Here is an 18,304-nt window from a genome sequence, read left to right on the forward strand (position 1 = left end):
CCGATGACCGGACGCACCTGCTGCGAGCCGAGCATGGCCAGCACCCAGAAGAACAGCAGCGCGAGAAGGAAGTTGGCGATCGGGCCGGCGGCGACGATGGCGATGCGCTGACGAACCGGCTTGCGGTTGAAGGACTGGTCGAGCAGTTCGGCGGGCACTTCGCCCTCGCGCTCATCGAGCATCTTGACGTAGCCGCCGAGAGGAATCGCGGCGACCACGAACTCGGTCCCATGGCGGTCGTGCCAGCGCAGCAACGGCGTGCCGAAGCCCACCGAGAAGCGCAGCACCTTGACGCCGCAGCGCCGGGCCACCCAGAAATGGCCGAACTCATGGAAGGTCACCAGCACGCCAAGGGCGACCAGCGTACCGAGGATCATATACAGCGCATTCATCGACTTGCTCCGGGGCGCCTGCGGTCGACCGCTGCGCCAGGTTCGGGATATCGGCTACCGCCCGTGGCGTTGCAACCACTGCTGAGCCAGGCCCCGCGCAGCCTCGTCGGCGGCGAGAACCGTATCGAGGCTATCCGCAGCGACCACCGGCTCGGCATCCAGCACGGCCTCGATCATACCCGCGATTTCGTTGAAGCGAACGCGCCGTTCGAGAAAGGCCGCGACCGCCACTTCGTTCGCGGCGTTCAGCATGGCGGGCGCGGTACCGCCCGCTTCGGCGCACTGGCGGGCCAGTCGCAGACAGGGGAAACGTTCCTCGTCGGGACGCTGGAAGTCGAGGCGGCCGATGGCGAAGAGATCGAGCGGCGATACTCCGGAGTCGATCCGCTCCGGCCAGGCCAGGGCGTGGGCGATGGGTGTACGCATGTCGGGATTGCCCAGTTGGGCGAGCACCGAACCGTCGACATAATCGACCAGCGAGTGGATGACGCTCTGCGGATGGATCACGACCTCGACCTGCGCCGGAAGCGCGTCGAACAGCCAGCAGGCTTCGATCAGCTCCAGCCCCTTGTTCATCATGCTCGCCGAATCTACGGAAATCTTCCGCCCCATCGACCAGTTCGGATGGCTGCAGGCCTGCTCGGGGCTGACGTCCGACAGCGCCTCCAGCGGCGTTTCGCGGAACGGTCCGCCGGAGGCGGTCAGCAGAATGCGCCGCACGCCGACCGGCGCCAGCCCCTTGGCATAGTTGCCGGGCAGGCACTGGAAGATCGCGTTGTGCTCACTGTCGATCGGCAGCAGCACCGAGCCGCTGCGGCGCACGGCCTGCATGAACAGCGCGCCGGACATGACCAGTGCTTCCTTGTTCGCCAGCAGCACCCGCTTGCCCGCTTCCACCGCGGCCAGCGTCGGTTCCAGGCCGGCCGCGCCGACGATGGCCGCCATCAGCGTGTCGACGTCGGGATGCTTGGCCACCTCGCAAAGCCCCGGCTTGCCGGCGAGCACGCGAATATCCAGGCCGGCCGTCAGCAGACGCTCCTGCAAACGCCGCGCCGCGACGTCCGTCGGCACCACGGCGAAGCGGGGTCGATGGCGCAGGCAAAGCGCTTCCAGCTCGTCAAGACGACTGAATGCAGTCAGCGCGAAGACCTGATAACGCTCGGGATGCCGGGCGATGACGTCGAGGGTGCTGAGGCCGATGGAACCAGTGGCGCCGAGTACGGTAATGCGCTGCGCCTGGCTCACGGCGTGGCCCAGCCGGCGACCCAGAGCAACACGGCGAAGGTTGGCAGAGCGGCGGTCAGGCTGTCGATGCGGTCGAGCACGCCGCCATGACCGGGCAGCAGGTTGCTGCTGTCCTTGAGGCCGGACTGGCGCTTGAACATGCTTTCGGTGAGGTCACCCACCACGGAGATCGCCACGACCACCGCTGCGCCAGCCAGCGCCGGCAGCAGCGTGGTCGCGCCCCAGCCACGGAACAGGCCGACGATGAGCGTGATCAGCAGGCTGGCGAGCAGACCGCCGAAGAAGCCTTCCCAGCTTTTCCCGGGACTCACGCGCGGCGCGAGCTTGTGCCGGCCGAAACGCCGGCCCGCAAAATAGGCACCGATGTCGGCGCCCCAGACCAGCACCATCACCGCGAGAATCAGCCAGTTGCCCAGCGGCAACTGCTTGAGCAGCATCAGGCCCTGCCAGGCCGGCAGCAGAATGAGCAGGCCGATGAGCAGACGCGCCGGCAATCCGCTCCAGAAGCGTGCGCTGTTCGGATAGCCGATCACCAGCAACACCGCGGCCGCCCACCAGAGCATCGCCAGCACCAGCAGCACACCCGCCAACGCCGGCAGCAGATAGAGCGCGGAGAGCAGCACCGCCACCACGACGGCGTAGCCCACGCGCTGTGACTGCGCGACCAGCCCGATCAGACGCGCCCACTCCCAGGCTCCAAGGCAGACCACCACACCGATGAACAGTGCGAAGGCTCCCGCTTCGAGGAGGAAGAACCCACAGAGGGCGATGGGCAGCAGAATCAGCGCGGTGATGATCCGTTGTTTCAGCATTGAGCCGGTACCTCGGCCGCCATGACCTGCTCGCTGGTCTTGCCGAAGCGGCGCTGGCGGGTGGCGAAATCGGCCAGCGCATTGCGCATGGCCTCGTGTTTGAAGTCGGGCCAGAACAGGTCGGAGAAGTACAGCTCGGCATAGGCCAGTTGCCAGAGCAGGAAGTTGCTGATGCGGTGCTCGCCGCCGGTGCGGATGCACAGGTCCGGCAACGGCATGTCACCGGTCGCCAGGTGGCCCTGCAACATGGCCGCGGAGATGTCCTCGGGGAGCAGACGACCGCCCTGCACCTCGCGCGCCAGGCGCTGGGTGGCCTGGACGATGTCCCACTGGCCGCCGTAGTTGGCCGCGACCTGCAGGACGAAGCGCGTGTGCCGCTCGGTGAGCGCTTCGACTTCGCGCATCGACGCCTGCAGTTCAGGATGGAAGCGCGAGCGGTCGCCGATGATCTTCAGGCGGATGCCGTTGTCGTTGAGTCGCCTGGCCTCGCGACGCAGCGCGCCGAGGAAAAGCTCCATCAGCGCGCCCACCTCTTCGGCAGGGCGTTGCCAGTTCTCGCTGGAAAAGGCGAACAACGTCAGCACTTCCACACCTTCGTCGGCGCAGACCTCGATCACCGCGCGCACGGCGTCGACACCGGCCTTGTGCCCGGCGACGCCCGGCAACAGGCGGCGCTTCGCCCAACGGTTGTTGCCGTCCATGATGATCGCGACATGACGCGGTACCACGGCGCCCTGCCCGACTTGCTTGGTCTTCTCCATGAGCGCGGCCCCGGCTGACCTCACACGGCCATCAGATCGGTTTCTTTCGCTTCCAGCGCCTTGTCCACCAGGGCGACGAACTTGTCGGTGAGCTTCTGCACTTCATCGGCGGCACGACGTTCGTCGTCTTCGCTGATTTCCTTTTCCTTCGACAGGTCCTTGAGCTGCGCCAGCGCGTCGCGACGGATGTTGCGCACGGCGACCCGGGCGTTCTCCGCCTCGGCACGCGCCTGCTTGGTGTAGCCCTTGCGGGTTTCCTCGGTCAACGCGGGCATCGGCACGCGAATCACGGTACCGGCGTTGGACGGGTTCAGGCCCAGGTCGGAAGTCAGGATGGCCTTTTCCACCGCGGCGATCATGTTCTTGTCGAACACGCTCAGCTTTAGGGTGCGGGAGTCTTCGACGGAAACGCTGGCGACCTGGTTCAACGGCACCAGGTCACCGTAGGCCGGCACGCGGACGCCACCGAGGATGTCGGGATGGGCGCGACCGGTACGGATCTTGGCGAACGCGTGATCCAGCGATTCCAGGGTTTTCTGCATGCGCTCCTGCGCGTCTTTCTTGATCTCGTTGATCATTCGTTCGACTCCTCGATCAGGGTACCTTCGGCGCCGCCTACGACGATGTTCAGCAGGGCGCCGGGCTTGTTCATGTTGAAGACACGCAGCGGCATGTTGTGGTCGCGGCACAGGCAGATCGCGGTCAGGTCCATCACGGCGAGCTTGCGGTCGAGCACGGCATCATAAGTCAGCCGGTCGAACTTCTCCGCATGCGGGTCCTTGAACGGATCGGCGGTGTAGACGCCATCGACCTTGGTGGCCTTGAGCACCACGTCGGCATCGATTTCGATGGCGCGCAGGCAGGCGGCAGAGTCGGTGGTGAAGAACGGGTTGCCGGTGCCGGCGGAGAAGATCACCACTTCACCGGACTTCAGGTGACGCATGGCCTTGCGGCGGTCGTAGTGGTCGGTGACACCGACCATGGAGATGGCCGACATGACCAGCGCGGGGATGTTCGAGCGCTCGAGGGCGTCGCGCATCGCCAGGGAATTCATCACGGTGGCCAGCATGCCCATGTGGTCGCCGGTGACCCGATCCATGCCGGCAGCGGACAGTGCCGCCCCGCGGAACAGGTTGCCCCCGCCGATAACCAGGCCGACCTGAACGCCGATGCCGACCAGTTGGCCGACTTCCAGCGCCATGCGGTCGAGTACTTTCGGGTCGATGCCGAAGTCTTCCGAACCCATCAGGGCTTCGCCGCTTAACTTGAGCAGAATCCGTTTATAGCGAGGTTGACGACCACTCACCTGCTGAGCCATTTGCGTTTCTCTCCTGCGGCGTTGAGGTTTTCGGCCCCTCGGGGGCCTGCGTATTGCGCTTGGACAGCGCCTCGCTCACGAGTTGCAGCGGAGCGCCAGAAACTTTCGCCGGGCCTGTGGAAACCCGGCCAAACACTGCCCCCAGTTTGACGAAAAGGCCGCACGCGTGAACGGGCAGCCTCTTCGGGGCGACACAGTGTATACCGACTTATTGCTTGGTCGCGGCGACCTGGGCAGCAACTTCGGCAGCGAAGTCGACTTCGGCACGTTCGATGCCTTCACCTACTTCGTAACGAACGAAGGACACCACTTCGGCACCGGCTTTCTTGGCCAGATCGCCGACCTTGATTTCCGGGTCCTTGACGAACGCCTGCTCGACCAGGCTGGCTTCGGCGAGGAACTTGTTGATACGGCCCTTGACCATGTTCTCGACGATGTTTTCCGGCTTGCCGGCGATCTTGTCGGCGTTCAGCGCTAGGAAGATTTCCTTTTCCTTGGCCACGGCCTCTTCGGAAACCTGCGACGGGCTGACGAACTGCGGGTTGCTCGCCGCGACGTGCATGGCGATTTCCTTGGCCAGTTCGGCGTTGCCACCCTTCAGGGTAACCAGTACGCCGATGCGGTGACCGTGCAGGTAAGCACCGACGACATCACCTTCGACGCGGGTCAGGCGACGGATGTTGACGTTCTCGCCGACCTTGGCGACCAGCGCCTCGCGAGCGGATTCCTGAGCGGCGACCAGCGGAGCGGCGTCGGACAGTTTCTCGGCGAAGGCTTTTTCCAGGCTGGCGGAGACGAAGTTCTTGAAGTCGTCCTGCAGGGCGAGGAAGTCGGTCTGCGAGTTGACTTCGATGATCACGGCGGACTTGTTGTCATCGGCCACTTTGACGGCGATGGAGCCTTCAGCGGCGATGTTGCCGGCTTTCTTGGCGGCCTTGATGGCGCCCGCGGCACGCATGTCGTCGATCGCTTTCTCGATGTCGCCGCCGGCGGCGGTCAGCGCCTTCTTGCAATCCATCATGCCTTGGCCAGTACGCTCGCGCAGTTCTTTAACCAGGGCTGCAGTGATTTCTGCCATGTTCTTGATCCTCTAGAAAGGTCTTCAACCATTCCACCCGATACGGATGACAACCGGGTGATCGATTCTGAGGTGGCAAAAAGGGGGCCTAGCCCCCTTTCTGCGCACCGGGTGACGCTGGCGTCGGCTTATCAGCCTTCAGCGGCCTCGGGAGCAGCTTCTTCGACGAACTCGTCGGCGCCGCCCTGGGCGTTCTGACGGCCTTGCAGCACGGCGTCGGCCATGGCGCCGAGGTACAGCTGAACGGCGCGGATGGCGTCGTCGTTACCCGGGATGATGTAGTCAACGCCTTCCGGGCTGCTGTTGGTATCGACGATGCCGATGACCGGGATACCGAGCTTGTTGGCTTCGGTGATCGCGATGCGCTCGTGGTCGACGTCGACGACGAACAGTGCGTCCGGCAGGCCGCCCATGTCCTTGATGCCGCCCAGGCTGCGGTCCAGTTTTTCCAGATCGCGCGAACGCATCAGGGCTTCTTTCTTGGTCAGCTTGGCGAAGGTGCCGTCCTGGGACTGGGTTTCCAGTTCGCGCAGGCGCTTGATCGAGGCGCGGATGGTCTTGTAGTTGGTGAGCATGCCGCCCAACCAGCGGTGGTCGACGAACGGCGAGCCGCAACGGGCCGCTTCTTCGCGAACGATCTTGCCGGCGGAACGCTTGGTGCCGACGAACAGGATCTTGTTCTTGCCTGCGGACAGCTTCTCAACGAAAGCCAGGGCTTCGTTGAACATCGGCAGGGTTTTTTCCAGGTTGATGATGTGAATCTTGTTACGCGAGCCGAAAATGTACTTGCCCATTTTCGGGTTCCAGTAACGGGTCTGGTGGCCGAAGTGCACACCGGCCTTCAGCATGTCGCGCATGTTGACTTGAGACATTTCTATTCCTCGATAGTCGGGTTAGGCCTCCACGCATCCCAATATCCAACCCTTGCGGGCACCCAGGATATCGTGTCGATACGTGTGTGGGGTTCAAGCTCTTCGGACTGCATGCCCGTAAAAGCGGCGCGTTTTATACCACAAGGTGGCGCGAGCCGAAAGGAAAACCGCTGTCTGCACACCGGCTTTTCGCTGCCGGTTATGGGCGGCGGGCTCGAACTGGTAGAATCGTGCCTTTATTTGCCTTGTGCCAGAGAGCCCCAATGACCGTCACCATAAAGACGCCCGAGGAAATCGAAAAAATGCGCGTAGCCGGCCGCCTGGCCGCCGACGTGCTGGAAATGCTCGGCGAGCACGTGCGCGTGGGCGTGACCACCGAAGAGCTGGACCGCATCTGCCACGACTACATCGTCAACGTGCAGGACGCGATCCCCGCGCCGCTCAACTACAAGGGCTACCCCAAGTCGATCTGCACCTCGATCAACCAGGTGGTATGCCACGGCATTCCCAACGAGAAGCCGCTCAAGGACGGCGACATCGTCAACATCGACATCACCGTGATCAAGGACGGCTATCACGGCGACACCAGCAAGATGTTCCTGGTCGGGAAGACACCGGAGTGGGCCGAGCGCCTCTGCCGGGTCACCCAGGAATGCCTCTATAAAGGCATCCAACTGGTCCGTCCCGGCGCGCACTTGGGCGACATCGGCGAGGTGATCCAGAAGCATGCCGAGAAGCAGGGCTACTCGGTGGTCCGCGAATACTGCGGGCATGGCATCGGCAAGGTGTTCCACGAAGAGCCGCAGGTGGTCCATTACGGTCGCGCAGGCACCGGCATGGAGCTGCGCGAAGGGATGACCTTCACCATCGAGCCGATGATCAACCAGGGGCGCGCGGAAACCCGCCTGCTCGGCGACGGCTGGACGGCCATCACCAAGGATCGCAAGCTGTCCGCGCAGTGGGAACACACCATCCTGGTCACCGCCGATGGCTACGAGATCCTCACCCTGCGCAGCGACGACACCATAGCGCGCACCCCGGCCTGACGGGCCGGGAACCGCACCGAACGCATTCCCGCACCGGAGAGCCCCAGGCATGCCGCAGATGGACCCCGAGCTGTTCGACCGCGGCCAGTTCCAGGCCGAACTGGCCCTTAAATCCAGCCCGATCCCGGCCTTCAAGAAGGCCATCCGCCAGGCCCGCGAAGTGCTCGACGAGCGCTTCGCCAGCGGCCGCGACATCCGTCGCCTGGTGGAGGACCGCGCCTGGTTCGTCGACCAGATCCTGCATGAAGCCTGGGTTCGCTTCGACTGGAGCGAGGACGCCGACATCGCGCTGGTGGCGGTCGGCGGCTATGGGCGTGGCGAGCTGCACCCGTACTCGGACATCGACCTGCTGATCCTGCTGGACAACGCCGACCACGAGATCTTCCGCACGCCGATCGAGGCCTTCCTCACCCTGCTCTGGGACATCGGCCTGGAAGTCGGCCAGAGCGTGCGCTCGGTGGAGGAATGCGCGGAAGAAGCCCGCGCCGACCTCACGGTGATCACCAACCTGATGGAAAGCCGTACCATCGCCGGCCCGGAGCGCCTGCGCCAGCGGATGATCGAGGTCACCAGCTCGCAGCGCATGTGGCCGAGCCTGCAGTTCTTCCTGGCCAAGCGCGAGGAACAGGCCAAGCGTCACGCCAAGTACAACGACACCGAATACAACCTCGAACCCAACGTGAAGGGCTCGCCTGGCGGCCTGCGCGACATCCAGACCATCCTCTGGATCGCCCGCCGGCAGTTCGGCACGCTGAACCTGCACGCGATGGTCGGCCAGGGCTTCCTCATCGAAAGCGAGTATTCCCTGCTCGCCTCTTCCCAGGAGTTCCTCTGGAAGGTCCGCTACGCCCTGCACATGCTCGCCGGGCGCGCCGAGGACCGTCTGCTGTTCGACCACCAGCGGCGCATCGCCGGGCTGCTCGGCTTCGAGGAGACCGACGCCAAGCTCGCCGTCGAACGCTTCATGCAGAAGTACTACCGGGTGGTGATGGGCATCGCCGAGCTGAACGACCTGATCAACCAGCACTTCGAGGAAGTCATCCTCAGCACCGGCAAGATCTGCCAGCTCAAGCCGCTGAACAGCCGTTTCCAGCTGCGCGACGGCTACATCGAGGCGAGCAACCCGAACGTCTTCAAGCGCACCCCGTTCGCCATCCTGGAAATCTTCGTGCTGATGGCCCAGCACCCGGAAATCAAGGGGGTTCGCGCCGACACCATCCGCCTGCTGCGCGACCACCGGCACCTGATCGACGACGAGTTCCGCAGCGATATCCGCAACACCAGCCTGTTCATCGAACTGTTCAAGTCCAGCCAGGGCATCCACCGCAACCTGCGGCGGATGAACCGCTACGGCATCCTCGGGCGCTACCTGCCGGAATTCGGCCACATCGTCGGGCAGATGCAGCACGACCTGTTCCACATCTATACGGTGGACGCGCACACGCTGAACCTGATCAAGCACCTGCGCAAACTGCGCCGCCCGGAGCTGGCGGAGAGGTTTCCGCTGGCCAGCAAGGTCATCGACAAGCTGCCCAAACCCGAGCTGATCTACCTCGCCGGGCTCTACCACGACATCGGCAAGGGGCGCGGCGGTGATCATTCGGCGCTGGGCGCGCTGGACGCCGAGGCGTTCGCCCACCGCCACCACCTGCCGGCATGGGATACACGGCTGATCGTCTGGCTGGTGCAGAACCACCTGACCATGTCGACCACCGCCCAGCGCAAGGACCTCTCCGACCCGCAGGTGATCTTCGATTTCGCCCAGTTGGTCGGCGACCAAACGCACCTCGACTACCTCTACGTGCTCACCGTCGCCGACATCAACGCGACCAACCCGAGCCTGTGGAACTCCTGGCGCGCCAGCCTGCTGCGCCAGCTCTACACCGAGACCAAGCGCGCGCTGCTGCGCGGCCTGGAAAACCCGCTGGACCGCGAAGAGCAGATCCGCCAGACGCAAAGCGCCGCGCTGGACATCCTCGCCCGCGCCGGCATCGACCCGGACGACGCCGAGCAGCTCTGGTCGCAACTGGGCGACGACTACTTCCTGCGCCACACCGCCGGCGACGTGGCCTGGCACACCGAGGCGATCATCCAGCACCCGGCCAGCGACGGCCCGCTGGTGCTGATCCGCGAGACCGCCCAGCGCGACGTCGAAGGTGCCACGCAGATCTTCATCTACGCGCCCGACCAGCACGACTTCTTCGCCGTGACCGTGGCCGCGATGGACCAGCTCAACCTGAACATCCACGACGCGCGGATCATCACCTCGACCAGCCAGTTCACCCTCGACACCTACATCGTGCTCGACGCCGACGGCGGCAGCATCGGCGACAACCCGGAGCGCATCCGCGAAATCCGCGCCGGGCTGATCGATACGCTGAAGAACCCCGACGATTACCCGTCGATCATCCAGCGCCGGGTGCCGCGCCAGCTCAAGCACTTCGCCTTCGCTCCGCGCCTGACCATCCACAACGATGCGCAGCGCCCGGTGACCGTGCTCGACCTGACCGCTCCGGACCGCCCCGGCCTGCTGGCGCGGATCGGCAAGATCTTCCTCGACTTCGACCTGTCCCTGCAGAACGCCAAGATCACCACCCTTGGCGAGCGCGTGGAGGACGTGTTCTTCGTCACGGACGCGGCCAACCAGCCGCTCTCCGACCCGCAGCTGTGCGCGCGCCTGCAGCAGGCGATCGTCCAGCAACTCTCCGACGCCGACAGCACAGTCGCGCCGGAACGCATCAGCATCTGAAACCGCCGGCAGGCCTGCCGCCACGAGACCGCCTTCGCATGAACAACGCCCTCGACACCCTGCAACCCTACCCCTTCGAAAAACTGCGGGCGCTGCTCGCGGGCGTGCAGCCGGCGGCCGGCAAGACGCCGATCGCGCTGTCCATCGGCGAGCCCAAGCATGCCTCGCCGGCGTTCGTCGCCCAGGCGCTGCGCGACAACCTGGCGCAACTGGCGGTGTACCCGACGACGCTGGGCATCCCGGCCCTGCGCGAAGCCATCGCCGGCTGGTGCCAGCGCCGCTTCGGCGTGCCCGAAGGCTGGCTGGACGCGGCGCGCCATGTACTGCCGGTGAACGGCACGCGCGAGGCGCTGTTCGCCTTCACCCAGACGGTGGTCGAGCGCAGCGCCAACGGCCTGGTGGTCAGCCCGAACCCGTTCTATCAGATCTACGAGGGCGCGGCGCTGCTCGCCGGAGCCACGCCGCACTACCTGCCGTGCCTGGCGGAAAACGGCTTCAACCCGGCTTTCGACGCGGTGCCGACAGAGGTCTGGCAGCGCACGCAGATTCTCTTCCTCTGCTCGCCGGGCAACCCGACCGGCGCGCTGGTGCCGGTGGAGACGCTGAAGAAGCTCATCGCACTGGCCGATGAGCACGACTTCGTGATCGCCGCCGACGAGTGCTACAGCGAGCTGTACTTCGACGAGGAAAACCCTCCGCCGGGCCTGCTCAGCGCCTGCGCCGAACTGGGCCGCAGCGATTTCAGACGCTGCGTGGTGTTCCACAGCCTGTCCAAGCGTTCCAACCTGCCGGGTCTGCGCTCGGGCTTCGTCGCCGGCGACGCGGACATCCTCAAGGCGTTCCTGCTCTATCGCACCTACCACGGCTGCGCGATGCCGGTACAGACTCAGCTGGCCAGCGTGGCGGCATGGGGCGACGAAGCCCACGTACGTGCCAACCGCGACCTGTACCGGGCGAAATACGACGCCGTGCTGGACATCCTCGAGCCGGTGCTGGACGTGCAGCGCCCGGACGGCGGCTTCTACCTGTGGGCGAAAACGCCAATGGACGATGCCGCGATCACCCGGGCGCTGTTCGCCGAGGAGCACGTCACCGTGGTGCCGGGCTCCTACCTGTCGCGCGAGGTGGACGGCTTCAACCCCGGCGCCGGCCGCGTGCGCATGGCACTGGTCGCGCCGCTGGCCGAATGCGTCGAAGCCGCCGAGCGCATCCGCGCGTTCCTGCAACGGCGCTAGCCTTCCGCAGGGTGCGCCTCAGCCCTGCTGCCACTGCGCCTCGCGAATGTCGAGGTCGCGCAGCAGGCCGCTGACGATCTCGTCGTCGAGCAGGTGTTCGCGGCGCAGGCGGTACAGCTCCAGGCGCTGCGCACGCAGCGCGTGCACACGCAAACGCCCTTCCAGGGCCCGCACCTTGCGGGCGCGCTGGCGGGTCTCCTCGTCGCTGTCGTGGCGATCCAGCTGATCGCGGTATTCGGCCATGATCCGCGCCTTGGTTTCCGCCACCAGCGCGGCGGTCTCGGCGTCCTCGCCCGGCTCTTCCGCCTGCGCCTCCAGCGCACGGATCGCCGCCTCGGCGGTCTTGCGCCAGAGCCGGCGGCGCTCGCGGTCGCGCTCCTCGCCATCGTCCGCAGGCATGCCTCTGAGCAGCAGTGGCAGGCCGATGCTGGCGACCGCCAGCGAGGCGAGGATCACCCCGGCGGCGATGAAGATCAGCAGGTCGCGCTGCGGAAAGTCGCTGCCGTCGCCCAGCACCAACGGCAGTGACATCACGCCGGCCAGGGTCACCGAGCCGCGCACGCCGCCCAGCGACAGCAGCAGCGTGAGGCGTGTCCAGGATTGCCCGGCGAAGGTGCTCGGCCGCCCGCGCCACTGGCGAATCCGCGCGGAAATTCGCCAGTAGGCGTACATCCAAAGGAACCGCAGCGCCATCAGCACGAGGAACACCAGCAGCACGTAGGCGAACAGCTGGGCGACAGTCAGCCAGAGGTCGTCGACGCCACGGGTGACGGCGCTGACGATATCCGGCAGCTGCAACCCCAGGAGCAGGAATACCAGCCCGTTGAAGCTGTACTCCACCATCGCCCAGACGCTGTGGTTGAGCAGCCGCGTGGTGGTTTGCCGCGGCAGCAGGTCCTGGCGGCTCTGCATCATGCCGGCGGCCACGGCGGCGAGGATGCCGGACACGCCGAGGTGCTCGGCGAGCACGTAGGTGGCGAACGGCAGCAATAGCAGGAACACCACATGGGTCGCCGGATCGTCCCAGCCGCGGTCGATCATCCAGCCGCGCAGCCACCCCAGTCCCCAGGCGAGCAGGATGCCGACGACGATGCCGCCCGCCGCGACCAGGACGAAATCCAGGCTTGAATCGCCCAGCGAGAACAGCCCGGTCAGCGCCGCCGCCACGGCGAACTTGAAGGCCACCAGGCCGGACGCATCGTTCATCAGCGCCTCGCCCTGCAGGATGTGGTTGAGCGCGCGCGGCAGGCGCCCGTGGGTGATCGCCGCGACTGCCACCGCATCGGTCGGCGACAGCACCGCGGCCAGGGCAAAGGCCGCCGCCCACGGCAGTTCCGGCAACAGCAGGTGGATGAAGGCGCCGGCGCCGAGCACGGTGAACAGCACCAGGCCGAACGCCAGAGTCAGGATCGGCGTGCGCAGCCGCCAGAACTCTCGCTTGGGCATGTGCCAGCCGTCGGCGAATAGCAGCGGCGGTATAAACAGCAACATGAACAGTTCAGGGTCGAGCCTGACGTGCAGGCCGAACGCCGGCAGCGCCAGCAGCCCGCCCGCGGCGATCTGGATCAGCGGAAGGGGAACGGGGACGAACTGCGCGGTCAGGCGGGTCCCGCCGACGACCAGCAGCATGACCAGGATGGTATGGAGCAATTGCATCGAAAACGGTCCTTGGCGGGGCACGCGATGACCCGGAAACGGCTCCGGATCGCGAGGCCCGTGCAACGGGCTCTGACAACCTGCCGGCGATTTCGCGCCATCGCATTGCAGATCGGCGACCGCTCTGATGGCATACTCCCAGGCTCGACAACGTTACCAGACCCACCACGATGAATCGCACCCTGTTCGGAATCAAAGCGTGTGACACGATGAAGAAAGCCCGCAGCTGGCTGGACGAACACGCCGTCAACTATGTTTTCCACGACTACAAAGCCAGCGGCATCGACCGCGCCAGCCTCGAACGCTGGTGCGACGAGCATGGCTGGCAAACCGTGCTGAACCGCGCCGGAACCACGTTTCGCAAGCTGGACGACGCGCAGAAGGCCGATCTCGACCAGGCCCGGGCCATCGACCTGATGCTCGCCCAGCCGTCGATGATCAAGCGCCCGGTACTCGACCTGGGATCGCGCACCCTGGTCGGATTCAAGCCTGAGCTGTACGACGCGGCCCTGAACCACTGACACTTATTCATCACAGAGGCGCAAGGCGCCCTGCCAGACAAAAGGAAATCACCATGTCCTCTACCCTGTTCAGCCTGGCCTTCGGTCTCGGCACGCAGAATCGCAAAGGCGTGTGGCTGGAAGTCTTCTATTCCCAGCCGCTGCTGGCGCCCAGCGCCGAGCTGGTCGCCGCCGTGGCGCCGATCCTCGGTTACGAAGGCGGCAACCAGGCAATCCCCTTCACCAGCAACCAGGCCCGCGAGATGTCGGCCGCGCTGCGCAGCATCGACGCCACGCAGTCCGCACTGCTGACCCGCCTGGCGGAAAGCGCCAACCCGCTGGTCGCCACCCTGCTCGCCGAAGACACCGCGCTCACCTCGACCCCCGAGGCCTACCTCAAGCTGCACCTGCTCTCCCATCGCCTGGTCAAGCCGCACGGGCAGAACCTGAGCGGCATCTTCCCGCTGCTGCCGAACGTCGCCTGGACCAATGCCGGCGCCATCGACCTGAGCGAACTGGCCGAGCGCCAGCTGGAAGCGCGCCTGGTCGGCAAGCTGCTGGAAGTGGTCTCGGTGGACAAGTTCCCGAAAATGACCGACTACGTGGTGCCGAGCGGCGTGCGCATCGCCGACAGCGCCCGCGTGCGCCTGGGCGCCTACATCGGCGAAGGCACCACGGTGATGCACGAGGGCTTCGTCAACTTCAACGCCGGGACCGAAGGTCCGGGAATGATCGAAGGCCGCGTTTCCGCCGGCGTGTTCGTCGGCAAGGGCTCGGACCTCGGCGGCGGCTGCTCGACCATGGGCACCCTGTCCGGTGGCGGCAACATCATCATCTCGGTCGGCGAAGGCTGCCTGATCGGCGCCAACGCCGGCATCGGCATCCCGCTGGGCGACCGCAACATCGTCGAGGCCGGCCTGTACATTACCGCGGGCACCAAGGTCGCCCTGCTGGATGACCAGAACGCCCTGGTCAACGTGGTCAAGGCACGCGACCTGGCCGGCCAGCCGGACCTGCTGTTCCGCCGCAACTCGCGCAACGGCGCGGTGGAATGCAAGACCAACAAGACCGCCATCGAACTGAACGAAGCCCTGCACGCGCACAACTGATGGGTATCGCCGGCTCAACCCATCCTACGAACCTTCCGTAGCAGGCCGCAGGATGGGTCGAGGCGCGCAGCGCCGATACCCATCGCCTGGCAACAAAACACTCAGGCCGGGCCCATGCCCGGCCTTTCCATTCATGCTCGGCAGACATTTCGCGGTACCGCAGCCATGCCACTGAACTCGCCCTGGCGCGCCGACTTTCCCGGCATCCTGGCCTTGCAGGCCGAGGGCCAGACCTACCTGGACAACGCCGCCACCGCGCAAAAGCCGGAGCCGGTGCTCGCGGCCCTGGACGCTTACTACCGCAGCGGCGCCGCCAACGTGCACCGCGCCCAGCACCTGCCCGGTGACCGCGCCACGCGCGCCTTCGAGGCGACCCGGCTGAAGGTGGCGCAATGGCTGAATGCCGCCAGCCCGGCGGAAATCGTCTTCACCCGCGGCGCCACGGAGGCCTTCAACCTGCTTGCCTACGGTCTGGAGCACCTGTTCCAGCCAGGCGACGAGATCGCCGTCAGCGCCTTGGAGCACCACGCCAACCTGCTGCCCTGGCAACAGCTGGCGCACCGTCGCGGGCTGAACCTGGTGGTGCTGCCGCTGGACGCCCAGGGCGATATCGACCTCGCTGCGGCGGCCACGCTGATCGGCGCACGCACCCGGCTGCTCGCGGTCAGCCAGTTGTCCAACGTGCTCGGCCGCTGGCAGCCGTTGCCGGAGCTGCTGGCACTGGCCCGCGCGCAGGGCGCCCTCAGCGTGGTCGACGGCGCCCAGGGCGCGGTGCACGGCCGGCATGACCTGCAGGCGCTGGGCTGCGACTTCTACGCGTTCTCCAGCCACAAGCTCTACGGCCCGGAAGGCGTCGGCGTGCTCTACGGTCGCAGCGACGCCCTGGCCTTGCTGCGCCACTGGCAGTTCGGTGGCGAGATGGTCCGCCGGGCCGGATTCCAGGAGGCCGAATTCCATCCGGCGCCCATGGGGTTCGAGGCCGGAACGCCGCCGATTGCCGGAGTGATCGGCCTCGGCGCCGCGCTGGACTACCTGGACGGGCTGGATGAAACGGCCGTCGCCGTCCACGAAGCCGCGCTGCACGCCGAACTGCTGGCTGGCCTCGCCACCCGCGATGGCGTGCGCCTGCTCGGCGCGCCGCGCATCGCCCTGGCCTGCTTCGCCGTCGACGGCGTGCATAACGCCGACCTGGCGCACCTGCTCGGCGAACAGGGCATCGCGGTGCGTGTCGGCAGCCATTGTGCGATGCCACTGTACGATCGCCTCGGTCTGGCCGGCGCGGTCCGCGTGTCGCTGGCGCTGTACAACGACGGCGAGGACCTGCGGCGTTTCTTCGCCGCCCTCGATGCCGCCCTGGAGCTGCTGCGATGAGCGAATCGCCGCCGCTGGCGCAGCAGGCACTGGACGCGTTCGCCCGGCTTCCGGGTTGGGAGCAGCGCGCGCGCCTGCTGCTGCAATGGGCCGAGCGCCTGGAGCCGCTGGACGCGGCCGAACGCAGCGAGGCCAACCGCGTGCACGGCTGCGAGAGCCTGGTCTGGCTGGTGGCGGAGCGCCGCGAACAGGCGCTGCATTTTCGCGCTGCCAGCGATGCGCGCCTGCTGCGTGGCCTGCTGGCGCTTCTGCTGGCTCGCATCGAGGGGCTGGACGGCGCCGCGCTGGCGGCGCTGGACCTCGCCGACTGGTTCGCCCAACTCGGCCTGCAGCGCCAGCTCAGCCCGTCGCGCAGCAACGGGTTGCACGCCGTGCTCAAGCGGATGCGTGAACTGGCTGCAATGCACTGATCGGGCGCGCCACGGTGCGCATGGCGCACCTACGGGAAGCGTGGGGACGCGGCTGCCGGACGCGCGGGGACGGGCTGCATTTCGTAGGGTGCGCCGCGCGCACTGCGCCTTGTGGTCGCCCGCCCGGAACCCGTTCCCGCCACCCGCAGTCGACTGCTTGAACGCGAGGCAGAGAGCACATGAGCGCAGACATCCGCATCGGCATATCCGGCTGGCGATACGCCCCCTGGCGCGGCGTCTTCTATCCGGAGAAGCTGCGCCAGGACGACGAGCTGCAGTTCGCTTCCCGCGCGGTCGGCAGCATCGAGATCAACGGTTCCTTCTACTCGCTGCAACGCCCGGAAAGCTGGGCGCGCTGGCATGACGAGACGCCCGAGGACTTCGTCTTCAGCGTCAAGGCACCGCGCTACATCACCCACATCCGCCGGCTCGACGATGTCGAAAAGCCGATCGCCAACTTCTTCGCCTCCGGCCTGCTGCGCCTGCAGCGCAAGCTGGGGCCGATCCTCTGGCAGTTCCCGCCGAGCTTCCACTTCGATGCCGAGCAGTTCGAGGCCTTCCTGCGCCTGTTGCCGCACGACACCGAAAAAGCGCTGCACATCGCCCGCGGGCATGAGCCGCGCATGGAGGGACGCACCCACCTGGCAATCGACGAGCCGCGAAAGATGCGCCACGCGGTGGAGATTCGCCACGCCAGCTTCGAGGATCGCGCCTTCGTCGACATGCTGCGCGAGCACGACGTGGCGCTGGTGGTGGCGGATACTGCGGGCAAGTGGCCGCTGAAGGAGGATGTCACCAGCGACTTCGTCTACCTGCGCCTGCATGGCGAAGAGGAGCTTTACGCCAGCGGCTACACAGACGCGGCGCTGGACGACTGGGCGCGGCGGATGAAGGCCTGGAGCGAAGGCGGCCAGGTGGACGACGCGCGGCTGATCGTCGAGCGCAAGCCTTCGCGCAAGCGGCGCGACCTGTTCTGCTATTTCGACAACGACATCAAGGTCAAGGCGCCCTTCGACGCCGGCAAGCTGGCCGTGCGCCTCGGCCTGACGGGGGCACCGGTGCCGCTGGCCGAACGCGCCGCCGAAGCCGACCGGCTGATCGCCGAACACGGCGGCGCGAAGCGCAACCCGTCGAAGCCGCGCAAACCGAAGAAACCGCGTTAGTCAGTCCGCCGGGCGCACGCGCTGGGTCAGGCCCCGGAGGAAGTTGCGCAGCACCTGATCGCCACATTCGCGATAGTTGTTGTGGCCGGGCTTGCGGAACAGCGCGCTCAGCTCGGCCTTGCCCATGGGCAGCTCGGCGGCTTCGAGAATGGCGTGCATGTCCTCGTCGCGCAGCTCGAAGGCCACGCGGAGCTTCTTCAGGATGGCGTTGTTGGTGATGCGTTTTTCCACCGGGAGGCGCGGCCGGCTGTCGTCCTTGCCGCGTTTGTAGAACACCAGGCCGTCGAGGAAGTGCGCCATGACTTCGTCGCTGCAGGGCTGGAATCCTTCCTCCTCATCCTTCTTCAGGTAGGCGGCCATGTCCTCGATGCTGACCCTGTAATCGGCCAACTGGCAGATCTTCACCAGCTTGGGTTCGCTGACATCCAGCATGTAGCGCAGGCTGCGCAGCACATCGTTATTCATCATCGCAGGGGTCTCGTGGAAGCCCGCGCCGCCGGCCCGGCGCGGGAGTGAAGCGAAAAGGCCGACGATTATACGGCCGCGGCGCGGGCGGGCCCCCGAACGCTGATTCGCGGGGCCTCTGC

18 protein-coding genes are annotated in these 18,304 nt (G+C 66.2%); 8 read left to right on the forward strand and 10 right to left on the reverse strand.

Annotation, left to right across the window (positions count from 1 at the left end):
* The 8 genes from rseP to rpsB all read right to left on the reverse strand — a co-directional run.
* Positions 1 to 392 (reverse strand): RIP metalloprotease RseP (gene rseP, locus QMX85_RS21060; RefSeq protein ID WP_282344175.1); only part of this gene is annotated, 392 nt, incomplete at its 3' end.
* 54 nt (positions 393 to 446) lie between these two features.
* Entirely contained in the window at positions 447 to 1,637 is a 1,191-nt protein-coding gene (gene ispC / locus QMX85_RS21065) for a 1-deoxy-D-xylulose-5-phosphate reductoisomerase (RefSeq protein WP_282344177.1), read from the reverse strand.
* Positions 1,634 to 2,449, reverse strand: a complete 816-nt coding sequence (locus tag QMX85_RS21070) for a phosphatidate cytidylyltransferase (RefSeq protein ID WP_282344178.1) — start codon at positions 2,447 to 2,449, stop codon at positions 1,634 to 1,636. Before QMX85_RS21070 ends, ispC begins: the two co-directional genes overlap by 4 nt.
* Positions 2,443 to 3,210 carry a polyprenyl diphosphate synthase gene (gene uppS / locus QMX85_RS21075; protein ID WP_282344179.1) on the reverse strand — a complete coding sequence of 256 codons (768 nt, stop codon included), beginning with the start codon at positions 3,208 to 3,210 and terminating at the stop codon, positions 2,443 to 2,445. The genes QMX85_RS21070 and uppS overlap by 7 nt, the downstream gene beginning before the upstream one ends.
* A gap of 20 nt (positions 3,211 to 3,230) precedes the next feature.
* Positions 3,231 to 3,788 carry a ribosome recycling factor gene (gene frr, locus QMX85_RS21080; RefSeq protein WP_090226640.1) on the reverse strand — a complete coding sequence of 186 codons (558 nt, stop codon included), beginning with the start codon at positions 3,786 to 3,788 and terminating at the stop codon, positions 3,231 to 3,233.
* Positions 3,785 to 4,528 carry a UMP kinase gene (pyrH, locus tag QMX85_RS21085; protein WP_090226637.1) on the reverse strand — a complete coding sequence of 248 codons (744 nt, stop codon included), beginning with the start codon at positions 4,526 to 4,528 and terminating at the stop codon, positions 3,785 to 3,787. The genes frr and pyrH overlap by 4 nt, the downstream gene beginning before the upstream one ends.
* A 208-nt stretch (positions 4,529 to 4,736) precedes the next feature.
* Positions 4,737 to 5,606, reverse strand: coding sequence for a translation elongation factor Ts (gene tsf, locus QMX85_RS21090; protein ID WP_090226635.1), 870 nt, complete (start codon positions 5,604 to 5,606; stop codon positions 4,737 to 4,739).
* 131 nt (positions 5,607 to 5,737) lie between these two features.
* Positions 5,738 to 6,478: a 30S ribosomal protein S2 gene (gene rpsB / locus QMX85_RS21095; protein WP_090226632.1), complete on the reverse strand. Its 741-nt coding sequence runs from the start codon at positions 6,476 to 6,478 to the stop codon at positions 5,738 to 5,740.
* A 263-nt stretch (positions 6,479 to 6,741) separates the two neighbouring features.
* On the opposite strand from rpsB, the gene map reads away from it, so the two are divergent.
* From map to dapC, 3 genes are read left to right on the forward strand one after another with little or no spacing between them, the layout of a single operon-like run.
* Positions 6,742 to 7,524, forward strand: a complete 783-nt coding sequence (map, locus tag QMX85_RS21100) for a type I methionyl aminopeptidase (protein WP_090226630.1) — start codon at positions 6,742 to 6,744, stop codon at positions 7,522 to 7,524.
* A 49-nt stretch (positions 7,525 to 7,573) separates the two neighbouring features.
* Positions 7,574 to 10,273, forward strand: coding sequence for a [protein-PII] uridylyltransferase (locus tag QMX85_RS21105; RefSeq protein WP_282344182.1), 2,700 nt, complete (start codon positions 7,574 to 7,576; stop codon positions 10,271 to 10,273).
* A gap of 38 nt (positions 10,274 to 10,311) precedes the next feature.
* Positions 10,312 to 11,508 carry a succinyldiaminopimelate transaminase gene (dapC, locus tag QMX85_RS21110; protein ID WP_282344183.1) on the forward strand — a complete coding sequence of 399 codons (1,197 nt, stop codon included), beginning with the start codon at positions 10,312 to 10,314 and terminating at the stop codon, positions 11,506 to 11,508.
* A gap of 18 nt (positions 11,509 to 11,526) precedes the next feature.
* Here dapC and QMX85_RS21115 read toward each other — a convergent pair whose 3' ends face one another.
* Positions 11,527 to 13,164, reverse strand: coding sequence for a Na+/H+ antiporter (locus QMX85_RS21115; protein WP_282344184.1), 1,638 nt, complete (start codon positions 13,162 to 13,164; stop codon positions 11,527 to 11,529).
* A 170-nt stretch (positions 13,165 to 13,334) separates the two neighbouring features.
* Here QMX85_RS21115 and QMX85_RS21120 point away from each other — a divergent pair, with 170 nt between their 5' ends.
* The 5 genes from QMX85_RS21120 to QMX85_RS21140 all read left to right on the forward strand — a co-directional run bounded on the left by QMX85_RS21120 (position 13,335) and on the right by QMX85_RS21140 (position 17,717).
* Positions 13,335 to 13,685 carry an ArsC family reductase gene (locus QMX85_RS21120; RefSeq protein WP_282344185.1) on the forward strand — a complete coding sequence of 117 codons (351 nt, stop codon included), beginning with the start codon at positions 13,335 to 13,337 and terminating at the stop codon, positions 13,683 to 13,685.
* A gap of 53 nt (positions 13,686 to 13,738) precedes the next feature.
* Positions 13,739 to 14,773, forward strand: a complete 1,035-nt coding sequence (dapD, locus tag QMX85_RS21125) for a 2,3,4,5-tetrahydropyridine-2,6-dicarboxylate N-succinyltransferase (RefSeq protein WP_282344186.1) — start codon at positions 13,739 to 13,741, stop codon at positions 14,771 to 14,773.
* 165 nt (positions 14,774 to 14,938) lie between these two features.
* Positions 14,939 to 16,144 (forward strand): cysteine desulfurase, encoded by a 1,206-nt coding sequence (locus QMX85_RS21130; protein ID WP_282344187.1) that lies wholly within the window; start codon positions 14,939 to 14,941, stop codon positions 16,142 to 16,144.
* On the forward strand, positions 16,141 to 16,554 hold the full coding sequence (locus QMX85_RS21135) for a SufE family protein (RefSeq protein ID WP_282344188.1): 414 nt from the start codon (positions 16,141 to 16,143) through the stop codon (positions 16,552 to 16,554). Before QMX85_RS21130 ends, QMX85_RS21135 begins: the two co-directional genes overlap by 4 nt.
* Positions 16,555 to 16,733: 179 nt before the next feature.
* Positions 16,734 to 17,717, forward strand: coding sequence for a DUF72 domain-containing protein (locus tag QMX85_RS21140; protein ID WP_282344190.1), 984 nt, complete (start codon positions 16,734 to 16,736; stop codon positions 17,715 to 17,717).
* On the opposite strand, the gene QMX85_RS21145 is transcribed toward QMX85_RS21140, so the two are convergent.
* Positions 17,718 to 18,185, reverse strand: coding sequence for a DUF1456 family protein (locus tag QMX85_RS21145; protein WP_282344193.1), 468 nt, complete (start codon positions 18,183 to 18,185; stop codon positions 17,718 to 17,720).
* Positions 18,186 to 18,304 lie beyond the last annotated feature (119 nt).

Source organism: Pseudomonas sp. PS02288, from assembly GCF_029959715.1.
In the GTDB taxonomy this organism is placed as follows: domain Bacteria; phylum Pseudomonadota; class Gammaproteobacteria; order Pseudomonadales; family Pseudomonadaceae; genus Pseudomonas_O; species Pseudomonas_O kuykendallii.

Bases quoted from the DNA above. Each gene is read 5' to 3' on its own strand.
- QMX85_RS21070 (WP_282344178.1), bottom strand. From the start codon at position 2,449: ATGCTGAAACAACGGATCATCACCGCGCTGATTCTGCTGCCCATCGCC.
- uppS (WP_282344179.1), bottom strand. From the start codon at position 3,210: ATGGAGAAGACCAAGCAAGTCGGGCAGGGCGCCGTGGTACCGCGTCAT.
- frr (WP_090226640.1), bottom strand. From the start codon at position 3,788: ATGATCAACGAGATCAAGAAAGACGCGCAGGAGCGCATGCAGAAAACC.
- pyrH (WP_090226637.1), bottom strand. From the start codon at position 4,528: ATGGCTCAGCAGGTGAGTGGTCGTCAACCTCGCTATAAACGGATTCTG.
- tsf (WP_090226635.1), bottom strand. From the start codon at position 5,606: ATGGCAGAAATCACTGCAGCCCTGGTTAAAGAACTGCGCGAGCGTACT.
- rpsB (WP_090226632.1), bottom strand. From the start codon at position 6,478: ATGTCTCAAGTCAACATGCGCGACATGCTGAAGGCCGGTGTGCACTTC.
- map (WP_090226630.1), top strand. From the start codon at position 6,742: ATGACCGTCACCATAAAGACGCCCGAGGAAATCGAAAAAATGCGCGTA.
- QMX85_RS21105 (WP_282344182.1), top strand. From the start codon at position 7,574: ATGCCGCAGATGGACCCCGAGCTGTTCGACCGCGGCCAGTTCCAGGCC.
- dapC (WP_282344183.1), top strand. From the start codon at position 10,312: ATGAACAACGCCCTCGACACCCTGCAACCCTACCCCTTCGAAAAACTG.
- QMX85_RS21115 (WP_282344184.1), bottom strand. From the start codon at position 13,164: ATGCAATTGCTCCATACCATCCTGGTCATGCTGCTGGTCGTCGGCGGG.
- QMX85_RS21120 (WP_282344185.1), top strand. From the start codon at position 13,335: ATGAATCGCACCCTGTTCGGAATCAAAGCGTGTGACACGATGAAGAAA.
- dapD (WP_282344186.1), top strand. From the start codon at position 13,739: ATGTCCTCTACCCTGTTCAGCCTGGCCTTCGGTCTCGGCACGCAGAAT.
- QMX85_RS21130 (WP_282344187.1), top strand. From the start codon at position 14,939: ATGCCACTGAACTCGCCCTGGCGCGCCGACTTTCCCGGCATCCTGGCC.
- QMX85_RS21135 (WP_282344188.1), top strand. From the start codon at position 16,141: ATGAGCGAATCGCCGCCGCTGGCGCAGCAGGCACTGGACGCGTTCGCC.
- QMX85_RS21140 (WP_282344190.1), top strand. From the start codon at position 16,734: ATGAGCGCAGACATCCGCATCGGCATATCCGGCTGGCGATACGCCCCC.
- QMX85_RS21145 (WP_282344193.1), bottom strand. From the start codon at position 18,185: ATGATGAATAACGATGTGCTGCGCAGCCTGCGCTACATGCTGGATGTC.